This is a genomic window from Massilibacteroides sp. (assembly GCF_028705895.1).
GTDB lineage: Bacteria > Bacteroidota > Bacteroidia > Bacteroidales > Tannerellaceae > Massilibacteroides.
Window position 1 is genome coordinate 1 of the sequence record NZ_JAQWCQ010000051.1, and the last position, 20551, is coordinate 20551.

General features: G+C 39.4%; 19 protein-coding genes and 1 tRNA gene. 10 read left to right on the forward strand and 10 right to left on the reverse strand.

Translation table 11 applies throughout. From position 1 onward, the window contains the following. Positions 1–144 precede the first annotated feature (144 nt). Positions 145–2562 (forward strand): prolyl oligopeptidase family serine peptidase, encoded by a 2418-nt coding sequence (locus PHT93_RS11960; RefSeq protein ID WP_300243238.1) that lies wholly within the window; start codon positions 145–147, stop codon positions 2560–2562. Between the two features lie 39 nt (positions 2563–2601). Here the strand turns inward: PHT93_RS11960 and PHT93_RS11965 are convergent, their stop codons facing one another. From PHT93_RS11965 to PHT93_RS11990, 6 genes are all read right to left on the reverse strand, one after another. Next, on the reverse strand, positions 2602–4098 hold the full coding sequence (locus PHT93_RS11965; protein ID WP_300243241.1) for an acetyl-CoA hydrolase/transferase family protein: 1497 nt from the start codon (positions 4096–4098) through the stop codon (positions 2602–2604). Positions 4099–4227: 129 nt separating this feature from the next. Next, positions 4228–5268, reverse strand: coding sequence for a DUF4249 domain-containing protein (locus PHT93_RS11970; RefSeq protein ID WP_300243244.1), 1041 nt, complete (start codon positions 5266–5268; stop codon positions 4228–4230). Positions 5269–5272: 4 nt separating this feature from the next. Then, positions 5273–7675, reverse strand: a complete 2403-nt coding sequence (locus PHT93_RS11975; protein WP_300243247.1) for a TonB-dependent receptor — start codon at positions 7673–7675, stop codon at positions 5273–5275. A 141-nt stretch (positions 7676–7816) separates the two neighbouring features. Next, the gene (locus PHT93_RS11980) at positions 7817–9175 is read right to left on the reverse strand and encodes a DUF6383 domain-containing protein (RefSeq protein WP_300243250.1); all 1359 of its coding nucleotides are present in this window, start codon (positions 9173–9175) and stop codon (positions 7817–7819) included. 141 nt (positions 9176–9316) lie between these two features. Further along, positions 9317–9844 carry a threonine/serine exporter family protein gene (locus PHT93_RS11985; RefSeq protein ID WP_300243253.1) on the reverse strand — a complete coding sequence of 176 codons (528 nt, stop codon included), beginning with the start codon at positions 9842–9844 and terminating at the stop codon, positions 9317–9319. Positions 9845–9848: 4 nt separating this feature from the next. Continuing rightward, the gene (locus PHT93_RS11990) at positions 9849–10655 is read right to left on the reverse strand and encodes a threonine/serine exporter family protein (RefSeq protein ID WP_300243256.1); all 807 of its coding nucleotides are present in this window, start codon (positions 10653–10655) and stop codon (positions 9849–9851) included. Between the two features lie 169 nt (positions 10656–10824). Here PHT93_RS11990 and PHT93_RS11995 point away from each other — a divergent pair, with 169 nt between their 5' ends. From PHT93_RS11995 to PHT93_RS12010, 4 genes are read left to right on the forward strand one after another with little or no spacing between them, the layout of a single operon-like run. Next, on the forward strand, positions 10825–11496 hold the full coding sequence (locus tag PHT93_RS11995) for a hypothetical protein (RefSeq protein WP_300243258.1): 672 nt from the start codon (positions 10825–10827) through the stop codon (positions 11494–11496). Positions 11497–11506: 10 nt separating this feature from the next. Continuing rightward, complete coding sequence (rsmI, locus tag PHT93_RS12000) at positions 11507–12205, forward strand: 16S rRNA (cytidine(1402)-2'-O)-methyltransferase (protein ID WP_300243260.1); 699 nt, start codon at positions 11507–11509, stop codon at positions 12203–12205. Between the two features lie 19 nt (positions 12206–12224). Then, a complete protein-coding gene (locus PHT93_RS12005) occupies positions 12225–13097 on the forward strand; it encodes a hypothetical protein (protein ID WP_300243262.1) in 873 nt (290 codons plus the stop codon). Then, positions 13097–13789: a YjjG family noncanonical pyrimidine nucleotidase gene (locus PHT93_RS12010; protein ID WP_300243294.1), complete on the forward strand. Its 693-nt coding sequence runs from the start codon at positions 13097–13099 to the stop codon at positions 13787–13789. Before PHT93_RS12005 ends, PHT93_RS12010 begins: the two co-directional genes overlap by 1 nt. A 12-nt stretch (positions 13790–13801) precedes the next feature. Here PHT93_RS12010 and PHT93_RS12015 read toward each other — a convergent pair whose 3' ends face one another. The 4 genes from PHT93_RS12015 to PHT93_RS12030 are packed head-to-tail and all read right to left on the reverse strand — an operon-like array spanning position 13802 to position 17714. Beyond that, positions 13802–15382, reverse strand: coding sequence for a peptide chain release factor 3 (locus tag PHT93_RS12015; RefSeq protein WP_300243265.1), 1581 nt, complete (start codon positions 15380–15382; stop codon positions 13802–13804). A gap of 1 nt (position 15383) precedes the next feature. Continuing rightward, on the reverse strand, positions 15384–16241 hold the full coding sequence (gene rfbD, locus PHT93_RS12020; RefSeq protein WP_300243266.1) for a dTDP-4-dehydrorhamnose reductase: 858 nt from the start codon (positions 16239–16241) through the stop codon (positions 15384–15386). Between the two features lies 1 nt (position 16242). After that, complete coding sequence (locus tag PHT93_RS12025; RefSeq protein WP_300243267.1) at positions 16243–16791, reverse strand: DUF4924 family protein; 549 nt, start codon at positions 16789–16791, stop codon at positions 16243–16245. Further along, complete coding sequence (locus PHT93_RS12030) at positions 16788–17714, reverse strand: Mur ligase family protein (RefSeq protein WP_300243270.1); 927 nt, start codon at positions 17712–17714, stop codon at positions 16788–16790. Before PHT93_RS12030 ends, PHT93_RS12025 begins: the two co-directional genes overlap by 4 nt. A 248-nt stretch (positions 17715–17962) precedes the next feature. Between PHT93_RS12030 and PHT93_RS12035 the strand changes: the two genes are divergently transcribed. The 5 genes from PHT93_RS12035 (at position 17963) to PHT93_RS12055 (ending at position 20490) form a co-directional block, all read left to right on the forward strand. Continuing rightward, positions 17963–18805, forward strand: a complete 843-nt coding sequence (locus PHT93_RS12035) for an MBL fold metallo-hydrolase (RefSeq protein WP_300243272.1) — start codon at positions 17963–17965, stop codon at positions 18803–18805. A gap of 3 nt (positions 18806–18808) precedes the next feature. Next, the gene (gene recO, locus PHT93_RS12040) at positions 18809–19534 is read left to right on the forward strand and encodes a DNA repair protein RecO (protein WP_300243275.1); all 726 of its coding nucleotides are present in this window, start codon (positions 18809–18811) and stop codon (positions 19532–19534) included. 68 nt (positions 19535–19602) lie between these two features. Then, positions 19603–19674, forward strand: a tRNA-Arg gene (locus tag PHT93_RS12045). A gap of 167 nt (positions 19675–19841) precedes the next feature. Next, positions 19842–20072, forward strand: a complete 231-nt coding sequence (locus PHT93_RS12050) for a DUF4160 domain-containing protein (RefSeq protein WP_300243277.1) — start codon at positions 19842–19844, stop codon at positions 20070–20072. A gap of 4 nt (positions 20073–20076) precedes the next feature. Continuing rightward, entirely contained in the window at positions 20077–20490 is a 414-nt protein-coding gene (locus tag PHT93_RS12055; protein WP_300243279.1) for a DUF2442 domain-containing protein, read from the forward strand. Positions 20491–20551 lie beyond the last annotated feature (61 nt).

The following is a 20551-nucleotide window of genomic DNA, read 5'->3' on the forward strand; positions in this document are numbered from 1 at the left end:
CATTTGTTAAGGTTTAGGTTATCATTTTCTATTCGTGGTGCGAAAATAAGAAAAAGAAATATTTATTCACATAATATATTAAAAAAAGGGAATACTACAATTCCGTTTCTTATATTTGTTATGAAAACAATAAATCCTATTAATATGAAATCTGCATTGACTATTTATTTGATAATTCTACTATGTAGTCTTTCTTTTTCAAGTGTTGCTCAGGAAACAGAATATCAACGCCCACCTCATGAAATAGAGGAAGTTGCTTTGGCCAAACTATCGCCTATTACTCGCATCAGTGATAAAGGACAATGGGCTTTGTTTCTGGAACGTTCGCCTTATCGTTCATTAGCAAAACTGGCACAACCGGAATTGAAGATTGCAGGAACGCGAATAAACCCAAAAACATTCAACGAAAGCCGGGGAGCTGAATATACCGGAGTATCATTGATGAACATCCGGACTCAGGAAGAAAAGAAGGTTACGGGATTACCCGAAGAGGCGGTTGTCATCACCTCTTCTTTTTCCCCTTCTGAAAGTAAGGTTCTATTATGGGTAGAAGAAGAGGACGGGGTTTATCTCTACAGTTTTAATGTAAACGATCCGGTTGCAATCAGAGTAACCGATCGGAAAATAAATGCTACAACGGGAGCTACAATCCTATGGATAAATGATAATGATTTTCTAACATTAGTCATTCCTTCTTCTATTGGTGATGTCCCTGCAACTCCTAAAGTTCCTTCCGGACCGATCATTCAAGAGAATAAAGGAAAAGCAACCCCTGTACGTACGTATCAGGACTTATTGAAGAATCCGTATGATGAAGATTTATTTGATTATTATTTTACCTCACAACTTGTACGTATTTCAGACAATGTTATAACAGAGATAGGTAATCCGGCTATTTATGGAGGTATAATTTCCTTGTCTCCCGATAAATCTCTTTTATTAATTTCAACGACGGAACGTCCTTATTCATATCAGGTTCCGATGTACAATTTTCCAAGACGGACTTATATTGCTGATTTGAACGGGAAAATAGTAAAAGAACTTGCCAAAACGCCGATCTTGACGTTACCTTCAGGCTATGACGTTACATCTCCTTATCCTCGTTCATACGGCTGGCGTGCTGACAAACCGGCAACAATTTATTGGGTGGAAGCTCAGGATAAAGGGAATCCACGTGAAAACAAAGTAGAATATATGGATATTGTGTACCAATGGGCTTATCCGTTTACGGGAGAAAAAGAAGAAGTAACGAAAACAGAAAAACGGTTTCGTTCTATCCTCTGGCATGATGATTCATTCGCCTTGTTGTATGAATATACGCGGGCTGCTAACCGCACAAAAACCTGGCTGATCAAACCGGCATCCGGAAAAACACCTCAATTGTTATTCGACCTCTCTGTTGATGATCGTTACAATCAACCGGGCAATCCTCATATGGTAAAAAATGAAGCTGGGAAATACATCGTTTATACAAATAAGGCGAAGGATGAGTTGTTGATGCTTTCTCCGGGGGCTTCTCCTGAGGGTGATATGCCTTATATTAGTCGTTTCTCATTAAAGAATAAAAAGAACACGATTCTGTGGCGTTCGCAAGCACCGTATTATGAATCCGTTGTGGAGATTATCGATCCTGTAAAGCTACAAGTAATCACGTCTCGGCAATCGGTTACAGAACCGGCCAACTTCTTCTTCCGGGATCTGAAACGAAAGAAATCAACTCAGTTGACGCATTTTCTTAATCCATATCCCTCTATGGCTAATGTAACGAAGGAGAAGATATTCTATAAACGAGCAGATGGTGTCGATCTCACAGCTACGGTTTATTTACCTGCCGGGTATGACAAAGAAAAAGATGGCCGGCTACCTGTCTTGATGTGGGCATATCCTCGCGAGTTCAGATCGGCTTCAGACGCGACTCAGATCAGAGGTTCGCAATATACCTTTACAAATATAGGCTATGGTTCACCCGTCTTTTGGGTACTCCGTGGTTATTGTGTAATGGAAAGTGTGGAAATGCCGATTGTAGGAACATCGCAAGATACTGAGCCCAATGACAATTTCATCGAACAACTCACGATGAATGCGGAAGCTGCTGTAAAGGTGATTACCGACATGGGAGTAGGCGATCCTGATCGTATTGCAGTCGGCGGACATTCATACGGTGCATTCATGACTGCGAATCTTTTAGCGCATACCAAACTATTCAAAGCAGGTATAGCAAGAAGCGGGGCATATAACCGTACATTAACCCCATTTGGTTTTCAAAACGAGACTCGTACGTATTGGGAAGCTCCGGATGTATATAATACGATGTCTCCATTCATGCACGCAGATAAATTAAATGGAGCCTTATTACTTATTCACGGAGAGATGGACAATAACAGCGGCACATTTCCAATTCAGTCAGAACGCTATTATCAGGCTTTAAAAGGGCATGGGGCAACCACACGTTACGTCATTTTACCCTACGAAAGTCACGGTTACGCTGCAAAAGAGAACATATTACATCTTTTATACGAAACCGATGCCTGGTTAGAAGAATATGTCAAAAATGCGAAGTAATAAAAAAGGGGCTCTCGCCCCTTTTTTTATTTTATCATATCATTTGTTGTACTGCGTCCAATCCACATTCCGCATATCGCCACTCTTTGCCAATTCCTGATGGAAGGCAAAACAGCAGTTCAGATTTTGTGGAGTATGGCCTTTAATTCCCATCTCAAGATATTCTGTCAACAGGGCTTTATAATCCGGATGTACACAATTTTCTATTATACAACGAGCACGTTGTACCGGAGATTTACCTCTTAAGTCGGCCACTCCGTATTCTGTAATAATAACCTTAACAGAATGTTCGCTATGATCCATATGTGAGACCATAGGTACAAAAGCACTGATCTTTCCGTCCTTCGCGGTAGATGGAGTTGTAAAGATTGAGAGCATACCTGAGCGGGTAAAATCACCCGACCCACCGATACCATTCATCATACGCGTTCCGGAAACGTGTGTCGAATTTACATTTCCAAAGATATCAGCTTCCAGCGCTGTATTAATGGCGACCAAACCTAAACGGCGGGCAACCTCCGGATTGTTTGAGATCTCTTGCGGCCGAAGTAATATCTTATCTTTAAAGAAAGGCAAATCTGAATAGATCTCCTTCATTGCCTCCGGACTCACAGTCAGAGAACACCCGCTGGCAAATTTCACCCGCCCGCTTCTCATCAACGAAATCACAGCATCCTGAATTACTTCGGTGTAAACATTAAATGCAGGGATATCCGGATTTTCACCCATACAGCCCAACACAGCATTAGCAACGTTTCCTACCCCACTTTGTAAAGGAACGAATTCCTTCGGCAAACGTCCGCTTTTGATTTCCTCAACAAGGAAATTAGCCACATTCTGACCAATCGCCATAGTCGTATCGTCCAACGGTGAAAATGCCCCACCTTCATTTGGTAAATTTGTTTCAACTATTCCGACAATTTTCTTAGGATCTACCTTCACATAGGGCTTCCCGATTCTATCAGAAGGAGTATAAATAGGTATTTCACGACGATAGGGAGGATCAGCGGGTTCGTATATATCATGCATTCCGCGAATTTCTTTCGGATGAAACGCATTTAGTTCAATAATGATCTTATCTGCAAGACGACAAATTGTAGGAGCAATACCTACTCCGGAAGTCAGAATTATTTCTCCATCTTCAGTAACATCTGCAGCTTCAATAATCACAGTATTGATCTTACCCAGAAAACCATATCGTAAATCTTGAGCAAGTTCAGATAAGTGCATGTCAAAATACTGAGCATCATGCGCATTAAGCGCAGCCCTCATATCCTTATTGGATTGGTAAGGCGTACGGAATTTAATTGCATTTACACGAGATAATTCACCATCTATCTTATCTCCTGTCGAAGCACCCGTACATACTCCGATTTTAAAAGGATTACCCTTTTTGTGTTCTTCATCTGCTCTCTTAGCAATTGCTGCGGGAACCACTTTCGGACAACCGGCAGCAGTAAACCCGCTAAAACCGACTGTATCGTCATGGTTAATAAATGATGCAGCTTCTTCAGCGGTAATAAATTTTAAAGTCATGTTATTGTAGTTATGTTCTTGTGTTATAGTTAAAGATGATATTTATTCATATAGGCAAACATACATAAAAATAGTGATTTACTAAACAGCAAGACATAAATTCGTTTCACTTATATACAAATTATTATTTCACCAATGGGCGAAAGGATACTCATTATCTATTATCATATCTTTTCGGATATTAACCTTATAAGCACTTTCTGAACTAACGCCAACAATCCCTGTACCTCCATTCACATTCGTCGGGAACAGAATCGGTGGACTAAACACATCATCATAGTTGTCAGAATCATAAATATTTAAGGCTCGCAAATAATAATACTCTGCTTCAGTCAGACTAATCAAACGCACATTGACGTCCATATCCATCCGCTCAATCTTTATATCCCCGTCATAGAAATAATAGTAAGAATAAAGGGATAACGTTGTGATCATTGAATAAGTTCCGTTCAGACGTGTATCATCAAAAATTGTATAGAGATTTTCATTCTGTGTCATAAACAAGTCATCATTCTCGTTTATCGTACCTGGACGCCCTTCGGTCAACACGACATCTTCATGAATAATCAACGAAGCCGGTGACGTAATAACAAAAGACGTATCATTACCCGTTATCCTCGACACGCCATAAAATGTTTGATATCGATCCACCAAAATGCGATAAAAATCTTTACTCTCCGGAACATCGGTAAACGTTGTTTTTAAGCGTATGTGATCCATATTATTTTGTCCGTTTGTCCGGAATGTCATCGTATCTATTTTTTCTATTGCTACGGGTGCAGGAACGGTCAACTCAGCATACGCCTGGTATTTCCCATCTTCAGTTTCGACCTCCATGCGTACCGCATCTCCTGGCGAATAGAGAAGACGAGACACATATTGTTCCACATCCGCACCCCATTCATCTTTCATTTCTTCAACACGAATTGTCTCCTTCAATGTTCCGTTCAAATAGATTTTGATTACCCCGTCTCGAACAAAAGAAACATTGTTAACTCCCGTCAAATGAAGATAGATTGAGTTCTCGGCCTTATTTGAGTTTATCAACGCATTAACTATTAATTTCTGAGGGACATCGTTTGTTTTAAACGGAATTGTGTTCTCGCAGGAGAAGAACAAGAGCGAGAAAAGGATAGTAAACAGTAGATATATTGATTTTATAGTTTTCATTCTTTTAGAATTTATAGGTGTATGAAACAGATGGGATAAAAGGCAATATAGTCACCTTCTTCAAAACCGTTTTTGTTTTAGCAGGTGAGACACTTTCGTCATACTCAGTATCTTTATATAAGAATGTAGGATTCATCGCATTGTAAATATTATAAACGCTAAGACTCCAGGTTCCCATTCCATGCTTTGTTTTTTTGTGGAAATTTATTCCCACATTCAAGCGATGACTCGATGGCATCCGGTAATTATTCCGTTTCTGGATATATTCACTTTCAGAAATATCACGCCAATAAAAGGACGAATTATTTTCAGGGCGAATTATCACTGTTTTCTCTTCGGCCAACGTAGTAGTTCCTCCGGTATAAAACTCCCAGTATGCACCTACGTCTATTTTATCAGAAAATTTATGACTAAGGGTTAGATTTACATGATGGCGTCTGTCATATCTATAGGGAAACCATTCACCATTATTTATCCCGCCTTTGTCAAACTTACGTTCACTTTTAGCTAATGTATAGGCAATCCAGCCAGTCGTTTTCCCGATAGTTTTTTGCGCCATCAATTCCACCCCATAAGAGCGCCCTTTCCCCATCTCTACTTTCTGTTCCCAATTATGTGAATTACCCATAAATGAAGCACCATCCTTATACTCCAGTATATTATTCATATCCTTATAATATGCTTCAGCTGAGAATTCCCATCCTTTTATGCCGGTATAATACCCACCCACTGAATATTGATGGGCATGCATCGGCTTAATATCTTTAGTCGCCGGCACCCAAAGGTCGGTCGGCATCGTGATCGTATAACTCGACAACAAATGAATATACTGGCTCATCTGTGTGTAGGCTGTTTTAAAAGACCAATCATTATTTACCTGATATTTAGCAGAGAGTCGAGGTTGTAAAGAAGCGTAGGTTTTCCCTTGCACGTTGAATGCCGAAGCATGAAGCCCAAGATTAATACTAAGTTTATCATTCAACTTAATATTATCTTCTGCATAAACAGATAATTCATGAGCATGCAGGCGGGAATTCCCGACACTTTGATACGTGGTATCAACCACATCACCATCTTCATTATTATAAATCCGTGATGTTTCCACTTCAGGATTAAACTGGTGATATAAATAACCTGTTCCGAATTTTACCTGATGTGCGGGCGAAGGATGATAGTCGAAGTCAAAATTAGCTGCCAGGTCATTGATCCCGGATTTGTACTCTGAATCGTAGTTATTCTCCAGATTTTGCGGTGTATATTTGTCTTTCGTTATCGAATTCGCCAGAAACCGGTATCTTGTATAAGCCAATGTCGTATTACTGAATATTTTGGAATTAAGTTGATAGTTCCATCGTAAAGCAGAACTCAGATTCCCCCATTTCAAAACGGTTTTATCTTCTGAAATATAGGTATCACTATTATCCTTAAATTCCGAATCCATCTGGTCTCTTCCATTATAGAAACTCAAGAAGAGGCGACTTCTGTCATTGAAACGATGATTAATCTTGGCATTGAAGTCATAGAAGAAATAAGAAAAACTCTCGTCTTCCGGCATAAAAGGCTTTGCCAAAAGATCAAGATAAGAGCGTCTGCCTGAAATATTGAACGAAGTCTGGTCTTCTTTGATCGGACCTTCAAACTGAAATTTACTTGATACTAACCCAATACCAAGCATTCCATGATAGTTTTTCATATCTCCGTCATTTGTTCTCACATCGATTACCGAAGATAAACGACCTCCGAAGCGAGCAGGAAAACTACCTTTATAAAGACTGACTTTCTTTACAGCTTCCGGAGTGAATACGGAGAAAAAGCCGAACATATGATCAACGTTATAGAGCGGTACACCGTCTAAGAGAATCAAATTTTCATCCGGTCCGCCTCCACGAACGTGGATTCCGGACATTCCTTCTGTGCCACTCTGCACACCGGGTAACATCTGTACAGCCTTCATTACATCTGCCTCCCCGAAAAGAGCAGGTGTACTTTTTATAATTTCCAACGGCACATCAATCGCTCCCATTTGAACGGCATTGATACCTGTCTCAGACCGTTCACCGAGTACTACAACTTCATCAAGTTGCATCTGTGGCTCAAGCCGGATATTCAGTTCTCTATTCCTGTCCAACTGAATAGTCTTCTCTACAGTCTTGTAGCCAATATACGAGAACTTCAAGACGACCTCACCCGCTGCAAGAGTGAAGCTAAAAAAGCCATACGCATTCGTTGATGCTCCAGTCTGCACTTCAGGGCAAATAACATTCGCACCGATCAATGTCTCGCCCGACACATCATCAACAATATAGCCACTCAATGTAAACTTCTTCTGATCATTGCTCGTTTGCGCTTTCACAGAAGAAAAAACAACAAAAGACAACAACAAAAGGGGTAGGAATATCTTCTTCATCTACTGATTAAAATTATAGTTAGTTTCTTCTAAGACAGAAAAACAAAGAGAAACCCCTATTCATCCATAAAGAAAGTCCCAATATTTTTAAGACATTGGGACTTTCTTTAGCAACAAAGAAGATTTATAAATAACTGTTTTTTATCGGACTATTACTTTTTTCACTGTATTATCTCCAAATTGCACAATATAAATTCCTTTGGGAAGATTTACTGACGCTTTGGATACTGATGCTAATTGTTTTGCAATTTGTCCAGTAAGAGTAATTATACGAACAGTTTGTGGCGAAACTGTTTGGATATATAATTTACCCTCAGATGAAAAAAGTGTATGTGAACTTATTTCTATCTCTTCATTAGCTACGGCAGTACTATTATACCACGGTATGGATACAGTTCCACCAAATGGTGTTCCGGAAACACCTTCAGGCAATGGTGTAGTAAAATCATAACTATAGGTATCATTTCCAGCTGGAAGTTTTTCCCAAATTACAAACCCTTCGGAAAAGACTCCATTATCCGATGGCGTTACACGAATATCTTTTAGTTTTAACACCTCCACTTTGAGAGTAGCCTCCTGAGCGATTTGCTCACCGATCGCTAATTGTTGTCCTCCCGCATTTATTGTAATCAGCTTTTTGTATTTATTGAAATCAAAAGAAGACAATCCACAATTTGAGATATCCAACTCTTTTAAATCTGCAAATGAACTAAAATCATAAGACGGAAGCCGTTGACAACCGCTGACATTAAGAGATGTAAGTGGATTCGTATATGTACCCAAAGCATCGGTTCCTGAAATCTCTAACGTCGTAATGACAGGCGTTTTGCTCAAATCAAGAGCTGTGATTTGGTTTCCATAACATTCTAATTTAGTAAGATTACCACATCCTGTAAGATCAAGATCACGAACACTCCCTTTTGTGAAATTTAACAATTTCAACGCAGAACAACCTTCAACTTTTAAAGAAGTCAACTGTTTGTTGTTAGGTATGTGCAGATTGAATAATTTCTTTCTGTTTGATATATCCAAAGTCGTATATTGACTGCTGCTAGCCATAAACTCTTTTAAATTATAACAGTCTTGAATATTTATCGAAGTGATTTGATTTATACATAAATAAACGTACTCCAAGTTAGTACATCCCTTAAAGTCAACTTCAGTCAGGCTATTGTCTCCTAAATAAACACAGGACAAACCAGCACAACCAGACAAATCTAACTTACCACTAAGTCCTTTTTTCTTTGCTTCAATACGAGACAAACGATCTCCATTCCATTTTACATAAGTCGCTATGTCCAACACCCAATTAGCACCATCCACATCAAGAGCCGCGGGAGCGCCAGCCCACAGCATATCTATATTTCTCTTCCCTCCTGAGGGCTCTTCCATAAAGGTTTTCAGTTTAGATAAATCTTGGGAATTATACGTTTGGGCGGTTAATCTACCTCCTGAAACAAACAGTAAGATACTAAGGAATGCGTAAAAAATCTTTTTCATTTATATTTCTTTAAATTTGATATTAGTGATAAAAGCAAACCACCCAAATGTAAGGGTGAAACAAAAATACAATTTAAGATTTAATCCGGACAGACATTTTGTGATAAAAAGCACAAAAACAATGAATTCACATCATTTACCTTACTTATTTTTGAAAAAAGGCCAGTTTAGCAGATTCAACCGTATTTCTCGGGCTGTTTTCTTACGGAAAAGCAAGGAGCCAATCGTAATTCCGATGGAAAGTGTAAAGAGTAAAGAGATCGTGATTACAAAATACTGAGCCGTCTGAGATACCAAAGCTGGATCATGTACGGTTATATCGGATCCGGCCATCTTGATAAATCCTAACATGGTGTGGTAAGCATATAGTCCGGGAATCATTGTAATACAGGCAGGCATAGTAAATACGACAGGTGGTGTATCTACTTTACGGGCAAATGCAATACCGATAAAACCAATAAAGACAGTTCCGGCTAATGTAGCCAGAACCAAAGGAGCACCAGCTGCTTCCAGTAAAAGGTAACGAATACTATGTCCTAATCCTCCTAACAACGCAGCGACATAAAGCACCTGACGAGGAGTATTGAAAAGGATTCCCCAGCCCATCGCAATTAATCCTCCCATCAAAATATCGAATAATGTTGCTAATATCAATCCTTCAGGTAACATGCTCTTAAAATTTTTCTATTCCGAATAATATAATACTCATCGACATACCTGCTGCTATACAAAGTAATATGAACGCACCAAATACGCCGCGCGCAATAGCCGACGGGATATATCCTTCAATCAGGTCGATAATACAGTTTGTAAGCGGTACGCCAGGTACAAGATAGAGTACAGCTGTAGCCAAAGCACGGTCAGGCGCCAGACTTTCTCCCCAAAGAGGCTGAAAAACACCAATCACATTCAGTGCCGTAATCAAAGAGGTGACAAAAGCGGCTGCAGTAAACGAGATCATCAGATTATAATTATGCCGGACAATTTCTAATCTTACCAACATTCCCGCAATAGAAGCAACAAATGCAACTATTGCATCCCGCCAGTCACCACCGGCTACTATGCAAAGACAAGCACAAGAGATCCCAATCCCTACTAACAACACACTTTTAGGATACGCTCTTTTATTCTTAATCTGCATAAATAATGCAATCGTTTCATCTACCGATATTTTTTCGGTTTCCACCAACCAGGACAATTGACTGATTTCATTAATCGCGGTAAAGTTTACGCCATGTACCGGTGAACGTTTGTAGATAGTAACCGGCATTTCGGGATATTCATCATAGCAAGCTGTCACTAAAACCCCGGTATAAGAAATATTCATATGTATATTTACTCCCCAGGTATTCACTATCCGGTTCAAGTTTCGGCTGATACGTCCGCAATGCGCACCGCAAGCCAGCAAGAAGGTTCCGACATCAACAGCAAGTGTTGCAATATGATCGAGTTTCTTATATTCGAGAGATGTATAATCCATTTTTAATCCAAATCTTCATGCGAAGGTATTAATTTTTGCCTTTTAATATATATTTTTCCAAAAACGAAGGTCAGTTTAGCACAAAAACTTTCATTTGCGTACTTTTTTCTTTCTGAAAGCGTTTAATATTAAAGAAAGGTCTAATTTTGTGATATAATTTGATGTTGATATGACAAACAGGGAAAAGGTCGATAATCTTTTGGGATCTATTCGCGAGTTGGAACAACTTGTTTCAGAACTTCGTGACTCGGAAATTATTCCGGCATCTTTCTTCAGGCAATCTTTTGAGTTAACGCAATTGATTTCTCAAAAAGCGTATGGGATTGAACAAAAACGGCTTGAAGATCTGGAGATACAATTCAAAGAACAACGTTCTTGTATTGAAGAAATACGCGCCCGGGTGAAGGAAGAAGAACAGAAAGTAAGGGAACTCACAATCGCAAATAAGGAGAAGGAAAAAGAGCTGACAGTTCAAATCCCCCCGCTTCCGGAACCTACTCCTACCCCTCCAATTAAAGAAGAGGTAGTTATTGTTCCTGAGGAAAAGCCAAAAGTTTCTATAATCAAGCCGGAAGAGAAACATTCATTGTCATTGAAAGAAATTCTGGAAAAGAAGAATCTAACCGATTTCAGAAAGTCATTTAGTTTGAATGATCGCTTTTTCTTCAAAAAAGAACTCTTTGGCGGAAGCGACGAGAAAATGACAAAAGCGATTAATGATCTGAATGAATTACATTCATTAAAAGACTCTCTTGATTATATAAAGGTTGAATTAGGTTGGGACTTTGAGAATAAGATCGTGGCTGATTTCATCGCCCGTTTAGAAAAACGATTTATTTAACACGACAAAGATGGCTAAACTGACGGTAGTACCGACACCGGTCGGAAATTTAGAAGATATGACCTTACGGGCAATCCGTGTCTTGAAAGAAGCCGATTTAATATTGGCTGAAGACACGCGTACTACCGGTTTCTTACTTAAGCATTTTGAGATTCAGAACCGGATGCAGTCGCATCATAAATTCAACGAACATAAGTCGGTTGAACAGATTGCTCAACGCATAAAAGGAGGGGAAAACATTGCCCTCGTTTCTGATGCAGGCACACCGGCAATCTCTGATCCGGGCTTTATGCTTGTGCGTGAATGTGTGCGTATTGGGGTAGATGTAGAATGTCTACCTGGTGCCACCGCATTTGTTCCGGCTCTTGTTGTGTCGGGATTACCGAATGAGAAATTTTGTTTCGAGGGGTTTTTACCGCAAAAGAAAGGGCGACAAACGCGTCTGCAGGAATTAGCCACAGAATCAAGAACCATTATTTTCTATGAATCGCCTTTCCGCTTGGTAAAAACATTGACCCAGTTTAAAGAACATATGGGAGATGACAGAGTCGTTTCCGTTTCCCGTGAAATCTCAAAAATGCATGAAGAGACAATACGAGGAACGCTGGATGAAGTTATTACCCATTTCACTCTGAACGAACCGAAAGGTGAGATTGTTATTATATTATCAGGTTTAAAAAACAAAAAAGATAGAAAAACCGAAGTTTAATAAATAAAAAAGGACAAGAATGAAAAAGTTATTATTTGCTTTTATAGCAACCTTATCATTAGCATCTTGCGTACAGCAATCTAATGAATACAAAAAATTAAAGGCTGAGAACGATTCACTTAAGGTGGAAAGTGCGAAACAGTCAACCGAAATGAACGAGGTGATAACAATCCTCAATGAAGTGGAGGCCGACTTCCAATCTATTCGTGATGCTGAAAACTATTTGAATATACAGCAACAGCCGGGTGCTGAAATGAACAAAACAAATCAGCAACGGATCAAGGAAAATATTCAGTTAATCGCTGAAACTCTGAAGAAAAACAAGGAACAAATCTCTTTACTTGAAGAGAAAATAAAGAAAAGCGGCTTGGAATCAAGTTCTTTACGTAAAACGATTGCTCGCCTTTCTTCCGAAATTGATCAGAAAGCATCTATGATTGTTGTTCTTCAGGAAGATCTGGCAAAGAAAAATATCCGTATCCAGGAGTTGGACGAGCAGGTTCAGACATTGAGTGAGGATGTTGAGAATCTGGCAACAACAACAGCAGCCCAGAAAGAAAAATTACGTACACAAGATAAGTCTCTACATACAGCCTATTATTGTTTTGGTACGGCTAAAGAGTTGAAAGACCAGAACATTCTTTCCGGTGGCGGACTTTTCTCTAAATCAAAAGTATTACAGAGCGGATTCAACAGAGAGTATTTTATTGCTATAGATATTCGTGAAGTAAAAGAGATTCCATTATTTTCAGGCAAGGCAAAACTAAGATCAAATCACCCGGAAGGTTCATATGAATTTGCAAAAGATGCAGATGGAAATATTACCTTTAAGATTCTTGACGAAACTCAATTCTGGAGTTTAGGGAAATATTTAGTGATTGAAGTGGGATGATGAGATATAAAAATCTGTTTTTAGACCTCGACGATACGCTTTGGGATACGTATCACAACAATAAAGAATGCCTCGAAGAGATTTATACTGACTACCGATGGAATCAGTATTACGCCTCCTTCGAGGCTTTTTTTGCTATCTACCAGCCAAACAATGATAACCTATGGGCTCAATACCGGAATCATGAAATTGACAAACAAACGTTGATATTGGAACGGTTCGCTTTTGTATTGCGGCCAATGGGGATAGAAGATAAAGAAACAATCCTTGCTATTAATAAAGACTTTTTAGGAAGAACAGGACACAAGACACGCCTTGTGCCGGGTGCCATCGAACTGCTGGAGTATCTGCAAAAGAAGTACAAACTGTATATCTTATCCAACGGATTCCGGGAAGTACAGGATAATAAATTAAACAATTCCGGTCTGGCATCCTATATCCGGAAGATGATTCTTTCCGAAGACGCTGGAATCCAGAAACCTCATAAAGGAATTTTTGACTTTGCTTTAATAAACACGAACTCACGCCGCAGTGAGACGTTGATGGTAGGTGATAGTTGGGAGGCTGATATAATCGGTGCGTATCAATCCGCTATTGATCAACTTTGGTTTAATCCGGACAGCAAAAAAGCGAACGGATTTGAACCTACGTTCACAGTCCGTTCGCTTTCTGAAATCTGTTCTATCCTGTAAGGGTAAATCTTTTTAAAACTCGGAAGTAAAATGGAATTTGATTTCCGGGAAATCGTTCTGTGCCATAGTTAGTACGTAAGGCGAGTCTGCCAGATAAACATCTCTTCCTTCTTTATCTATAGCCATATATTGAGATTTCCGTTTCTTGAAATTCTCCATGACAGTTTTGTTATCACTTTCTATCCAACATGCTTTATATAAGCTAATGGGATCCCATTTGCATTGTGCGCCGTATTCATGAAGCAAACGATATTGGATTACCTCAAACTGAAGTTGTCCTACTGTTCCGATAATCTTTCGTCCGTTGTACTGATTTGTGAATAATTGTGCCACACCTTCGTCCATCAACTGCTCGATGCCTTTATTCAATTGTTTTGCTTTCATCGGATCGGCATTTTCGATATACTTGAACATTTCAGGTGAGAAGCTCGGCAGGCCTTTGAAATGCAATTCTTCACCCGAAGTCAGGGTGTCGCCAATCTTAAAGTTTCCCGTATCCGGCAGACCGATAATATCTCCGGCATAGGCTTCGTCCACAACTTCTTTCTTTTGCGCCATAAAGGCCGTAGGACTACTGAAGCGCATCATCTTACCAAAACGTACATGCTTATAGTTGGCATTCCGTTCAAAACGACCGGAACAGATTTTCACAAACGCAATACAACTTCTGTGGTTCGGGTCCATATTGGCGTGTATTTTAAAGATAAAACCGGAAAAATTATCTTCTTCGGGATCTACAACACGCTCCACTGCCTGAACAGGACGTGGCGAAGGCGCTACCTGTATGAAGCAATCCAACAATTCTTTCACCCCGAAATTATTCAACGCCGAACCAAAAAATACGGGGGCAATATCTCCTTCCAAGTATGTTTCCACATCAAATTCCGGATAAACACCTTCAATCAACTCAATATCTGCACGAAGTTTTTCGGCGAGTGTATCTCCTATATGTTTTTCCAGATCGGGGTGGGTTATATCATTAAATTCTATATTCTCAGTAACATATTGTTTGCTGGGGGTATAAAGATTCAGTTTCTTCTCAAAGATATTATATACTCCCTTAAAGCGTTGCCCCATATCTATCGGCCAACTAAGCGGGCGAACTTTAATCTTTAGTTCTTCCTCAATCTCATCAAGCAAGTCGAAAGGGTCTTTCCCGTCCCTGTCCATTTTGTTAACAAAAACGATAACCGGCGTTTTACGCATACGGCAAACTTCCATTAGTTTGCGTGTTTGCATCTCAACCCCCTTAGCAATATCGATCACGATAATAACACTATCAACAGCCGTAAGCGTACGGTAGGTATCTTCCGCGAAGTCCTGGTGTCCGGGTGTATCCAGAATATTTACTTTATGATCGGCATAATCAAATGCCATAACAGATGTAGCAACGGAGATACCACGCTGTTTCTCGATCTCCATCCAGTCGGACGTCGCTGTTTTTTTTATTTTATTTGATTTCACAGCCCCCGCTACGTGAATTGCTCCACCAAACAACAAAAGTTTTTCTGTTAACGTTGTTTTCCCTGCATCCGGGTGACTGATTATCGCAAAAGTTCTTCTTCTTTTGATCTCTTGTGAATTCTGACTCATCTTATTTCATTAAAAGGGGTAGCATCTTGTTCAAACTCGCTTCCCAGTGAGGGATAACGATCTTATAAGTGCTTTTTATCTTGGATTTATTTAATACACTATAATGAGGGCGGGCTGCCTTCGTAGGGTAATCTTTCGTTTCAATCGGAGAAACACGACAATCTATCCCGGCTAATTGAAGGATACGGATAGTAAAATCATACCAACTGCATACTCCTTCGTTAGAAAAATGATACAGCCCGGGAACAAATGTATCTGCATGTACAATCGCAAGCATTGCAGATGCCAGGTCGCCGGCATAAGTAGGTGTACCTATCTGATCATAAATAACAGACAACTGGTCTCTTTCTTTGCCGAGACGAAGCATTGTCTTTACAAAATTATTACCGAACTCGGAGTATAACCAGGAAGTGCGTATAATTACAGACTCAGGGCAAACCTGCATAAGGGCTTGCTCTCCGGCCAATTTTGTTTTTCCATATACGGAAATAGGACAAGTCGGGTCTGTTTCCTGATAAGGCTTATAGTTCGTTCCGTCAAAAACATAGTCCGTAGAGACATGGATTACCTTAATATGAAACAGAGCTGCCGCTTCACCAATGTTTTTTACAGCGTCACAATTAACCAAAGAGCAAAGCCTTTGATCATCTTCGGCTTTATCGACAGCAGTATATGCCGCACAATTCAAAACGTAAGTAAGTTCATTTTCTTTAAAATAGGCAAAGACAGCGTCTTTATCCGCCAGATCCAAAACGTCGATATCGGCATATAAAAAACAATAAGACGGGAAATCAACAGCTAATGACTTCAAGCAGCTTCCTAATTGACCATTCGCACCTGTTACTAATATTTTCTTCATATTAATCCTCCTCTTTGAGTTCTCCTTTCATATCTTGTCGATATTTTTCAGACAGAATAGCGAGGAAAGAACTAATTTGCTTAATTCCTTCCATCGTCTCCCGACTAATTTCCCGACCTTGCATACGCAGGAGTAAGAAACCGTAAATAGCCGTAAAACAGGTTTCCAATTCGGGAACTTCTTCAGACGAAGCTTTCGTTCTTAGTTCGACAATATAGGGTAATGTTTTATAATAGGCAGCAGCATAAACCATTTCTTTAGAATTCTTCAAAAGACGCAGATGAAGATCGGTCAATGCAATAATAATATTTTTGTTAAGCTGGATATGTCCTTTTTCCATGACACCCTCCTGCTTCATCATTTCAATCAATTCTTCGTACCAGACAAGGATTTCACGTTTCACATCTTCCGGCTGTTCGTATTTTTCCACCACATTCTGCCTGATTTTATTCAGGTCGAAACTATTTGCACGTATCAGGTCTTCCACCTGCCACATGTATAACAAATACTCAACGATATTTTCTTTTCTTTTCTGCTTTGCAACAATCATAGTTGCAAAGATAAGCTATATTCAGAAATTGCCTGATAAAAGCTGGAGTCTTTTACACCTAACTGACGGCAAACCAGACGTGCGGCATTTATATTAACAAGAAAATAAGAATCAGGAATATAAACCGGGAACTTACCATAACGGGTGGAAAGGACTGTTTTACCCTCTGCCTCCTCAATAGCATGCCGGCCGTATGGAATAGCTGTTATATCTTCCCGAATAGTGTCGGCAAGATTTGAAACGATCTCATCGCCATCAAAATAGATAAGTTTTCCTTCACGTTCTATTGAAGTAATAAACGATTTATACGTGCTCAGATAAGACTCCAATGAATCATAATCATTCGATTCATTCCACTGGATATTGGTCAGGACAGCGATATGCGGACGGTAAAATTCCATTCTGACTCGTTGTTCAAGAGCTGAAGTAACCAATTCATCCCCTTCAATCAACGCAATTCTTGACTCATAACTCATACGAACCTGATCAGGTAACACATCCGTCTTATTCGTAAACGCATAGTCAAAAATCATTTTTTGTTTCAACAACACATAACTGACCATAGAAAGAATCGTTTTCTTTCCACGAGTTCCGGCAATAACAACACGGGTTTTCTCTTTTACTCTTTGATAGATAAATTCAGGGATGGATTGCACAAGAAGACCCAACTCTTTTGCTTTGATAAGTTCCGGATTATCTTTTGTAACAGTAGAGCCTAAAACAACGAAATTTATATCTTTTGTCAGTTTTTCAGGAAACCAACCGTCACCATAGAAAGTACAACCGGATTGGGCCAAACGACTTATCATCTCTTGGGTAAAGTTCTTCCCCGAGATTGACACATCATACCTCTTTTCGCGAATAGCCAGAGCAATATCAAATAATAACGGTTCCGCCCCAGATACCAAGTGAACCTTTCGCATCTTTTTCTTTTTGAAGCAAAAATACAATGAAAAAAGGGATAACAAAAGTTCTTATGCTGATTTTTTATTATCAGTACAGAATACGTATATTTGAGTGATGGAATACACAAGAATGTATCTTCAGAAATCAGAGAGCATTCAAATTTAGCGGTAGGTGTAAACTTATTTTGAGGTAGGTATAAATTCATTTAGAGGTAGGTGTAAATTAAAAAAGATAGCACCGCTCTCTGAAAGTCATAAAACAAGGAATGGAAATAGTATTGATAGATACCGGTTTTTTTTATGCTGATGGAGGAGCGATGTTCGGAGCTATTCCAAAATCTTCCTGGAGCAAAAGATACCCTTCAAATGAAGCAAACGGATGTGTACTTGCCATGCGGACTGTACTGATAAAAACGTCGTGCGGACGGATTGTTCTTATTGATACCGGTGCGGGGAATAAGCATCTCAAATTATTGAGTTATTATAAGTTTTATGGATTATGCGATCTGGGAGAAGAACTTCGGAAAAGAGGGGTTTCGCCAGAGGACGTAACCGACGTAATACTGACTCACCTCCATTTCGATCATTGTGGCTATGTAACAGTAATTGATAAAGAAACTGGCCAACTCACATTATCTTTTCCAAACGCAAAACATTGGGTTAGCGAAGCTCAATGGCAGAGATTCACGCATCCCCATCCCTTAGAAAAGGCATCTTTCATGCCGGAGAATATGAATCCGGCCTACGAATCCGGTCTTCTAAAACAGATAAAAGAAGAGACACAGATATGTCCTGAAATCTCCTTGAAGCTATACGATGGACATACACAAGGGCAAATTGCTCCGTATCTGAAAGGAGAAGAGAACACGTATGTTTTTGCAGGTGATGTTATCCCTTTAGCAGCAAGTGTTTCACCTCATTGGATATCGGCATACGATACCAATCCAATGCAATCTTTTGACGAAAAAACAAGAATGCTTGAAGAGGCTGCAAAAGAAAAGCAAGTCTTGTTTTTCTGTCATGACGCGTACACATTTTGTGCTACGATAAAGAAGATCGGTGCATTTTTTAAGACAGATGAAGTTTTCAATCTTAAAGAATACAAATAGGCTATGTTGGTTAAAACACGAGGAGTAGTACTCCATACAATCGCCTACAACGACACGTATTCGATCATCCATGTTTATACCGAAGCTTTTGGAAGAGCATCCTATCTTGTTCCCCGGAAAAGAGGCAAAAAGGCTGCATTATCAAAAGCCTTATTTATTCCTCTATCTGTTATTGAAATGGAGGTTGAACATCTAAATAAGAGAGATTTACATCGTGTTAAGGAAACAAGAATATGCTTCCCTCAAACAGAAATATACTGTAACCCGATAAAAAACATTGTAGCATTATTCCTGGCTGAAGTATTATTTCGCGTAGTTAAAGACACAGAACCCGACCCTCCTCTTTTTGGTTTTCTTTATTCGTCTATTCAATTATTAGAGATAGCCGAAGAGGGTGTCGCAAATTTCCATATTGTTTTTCTTTTGCGGCTCCTTACACATCTGGGTATTTTCCCTAATACGCAAGAAAGTCGGAATAGTGGTTATTTTGATATGCTAAACGGAATCTTTGTAAACGCCATTCCTCCCCACCGTCACTTTCTCAGTCATGAAGAAAGCGAAACATTTGCACGACTTTTACGGATTAGTTTTGAGAATATGTCGTTATATTCTTTTTCACGGCACGAACGGGTAAACATTGTTAACCGGATAATTGAATATTACCGCCTTCATCTTCCGGAATTCCCTGAAATCAAATCAGTTTCCATTATGCAGAGCCTGTTTGACTGATTCACTTTGAGACTTGATTACTTGCGGATATAAGGAAAAGGTCTTACTTTTGCAGACCTAAAAAGGATGGCTCTGTAGTTCAACGGATAGAATAGAAGTTTCCTAAACTTTAGATAGGGGTTCGATTCCCCTCGGAGCTACTAAAACAGGAGAAGTGATTTAAATTTATCATTTCTCCTGTTTTTATTTTAGAACAATACGTTAGTTTTATAAGATTAGGTACATCTTTGAGTTCTAGTTCTTTTTCGTATAGAATATTTGCAGGGAATATATTTATTCCCTATATTTGCATCAAATAAAAGACATATTGATATGCCAACGTTATTTTATTACCTCGGACTTAGATTCTTTTTCTACTCGAACGATCGTTCATGTTAGCAATGGAGACGGAGAAGCCAGATATATGGTTGACCCTATCATTTTGATAGATAACCAAGGACTTAAACCACGTGATTTAAGGATTGCGGAAGTAGCGATCGAAGAAAACAGAGAAATTATTATAGACCGTTGGAACGAATGTTTCACTAAAAAGAAATAAGAATATGAAAGCAAAAAGAGTTTGGTTTGACGAATATATCAATTTAGAGATGAACGACGGTCGTACTGCTCGCATTCCTCTTAATGAATTTCCTCGTCTGGAACAGGCTACGAACGAACAACGTGCTGACTACTCTTTATCACCTTTCGGGATACATTGGGAAAGCATTGACGAGGATTTGAGTTATGACGGTTTTTTTACATCCGACACAAAGTATCCGAATGCAGTATCCAAAACGTTAAAATCCTTTCCCGAAATAAACATCAACCAGTTGGCTCGCCGTATGGGCATTAATCAAAGCCTACTTGCAAAATATATTTGCGGGGCAAAAAAACCATCGGCAAACAGGGTTAAGGAGATCGAAAAAGCCTTGCGTGAACTCGGAAATGAACTAATATCCGTTACGATTGCAGAATAATTCTTTTTGCTGTTGTTGCAACGTTCCATTTCCTAAACTTTAGATAGGGGGAGCTACGACT

Bases quoted from the DNA above. Each gene is read 5' to 3' on its own strand.
- PHT93_RS11960 (WP_300243238.1), top strand. From the start codon at position 145: ATGAAATCTGCATTGACTATTTATTTGATAATTCTACTATGTAGTCTT.
- PHT93_RS11965 (WP_300243241.1), bottom strand. From the start codon at position 4,098: ATGACTTTAAAATTTATTACCGCTGAAGAAGCTGCATCATTTATTAAC.
- PHT93_RS11970 (WP_300243244.1), bottom strand. From the start codon at position 5,268: ATGAAAACTATAAAATCAATATATCTACTGTTTACTATCCTTTTCTCG.
- PHT93_RS11975 (WP_300243247.1), bottom strand. From the start codon at position 7,675: ATGAAGAAGATATTCCTACCCCTTTTGTTGTTGTCTTTTGTTGTTTTT.
- PHT93_RS11980 (WP_300243250.1), bottom strand. From the start codon at position 9,175: ATGAAAAAGATTTTTTACGCATTCCTTAGTATCTTACTGTTTGTTTCA.
- PHT93_RS11985 (WP_300243253.1), bottom strand. From the start codon at position 9,844: ATGTTACCTGAAGGATTGATATTAGCAACATTATTCGATATTTTGATG.
- PHT93_RS11990 (WP_300243256.1), bottom strand. From the start codon at position 10,655: ATGGATTATACATCTCTCGAATATAAGAAACTCGATCATATTGCAACA.
- PHT93_RS11995 (WP_300243258.1), top strand. From the start codon at position 10,825: ATGACAAACAGGGAAAAGGTCGATAATCTTTTGGGATCTATTCGCGAG.
- rsmI (WP_300243260.1), top strand. From the start codon at position 11,507: ATGGCTAAACTGACGGTAGTACCGACACCGGTCGGAAATTTAGAAGAT.
- PHT93_RS12005 (WP_300243262.1), top strand. From the start codon at position 12,225: ATGAAAAAGTTATTATTTGCTTTTATAGCAACCTTATCATTAGCATCT.
- PHT93_RS12010 (WP_300243294.1), top strand. From the start codon at position 13,097: ATGAGATATAAAAATCTGTTTTTAGACCTCGACGATACGCTTTGGGAT.
- PHT93_RS12015 (WP_300243265.1), bottom strand. From the start codon at position 15,382: ATGAGTCAGAATTCACAAGAGATCAAAAGAAGAAGAACTTTTGCGATA.
- rfbD (WP_300243266.1), bottom strand. From the start codon at position 16,241: ATGAAGAAAATATTAGTAACAGGTGCGAATGGTCAATTAGGAAGCTGC.
- PHT93_RS12025 (WP_300243267.1), bottom strand. From the start codon at position 16,791: ATGATTGTTGCAAAGCAGAAAAGAAAAGAAAATATCGTTGAGTATTTG.
- PHT93_RS12030 (WP_300243270.1), bottom strand. From the start codon at position 17,714: ATGCGAAAGGTTCACTTGGTATCTGGGGCGGAACCGTTATTATTTGAT.
- PHT93_RS12035 (WP_300243272.1), top strand. From the start codon at position 17,963: ATGGAAATAGTATTGATAGATACCGGTTTTTTTTATGCTGATGGAGGA.
- recO (WP_300243275.1), top strand. From the start codon at position 18,809: ATGTTGGTTAAAACACGAGGAGTAGTACTCCATACAATCGCCTACAAC.
- PHT93_RS12055 (WP_300243279.1), top strand. From the start codon at position 20,077: ATGAAAGCAAAAAGAGTTTGGTTTGACGAATATATCAATTTAGAGATG.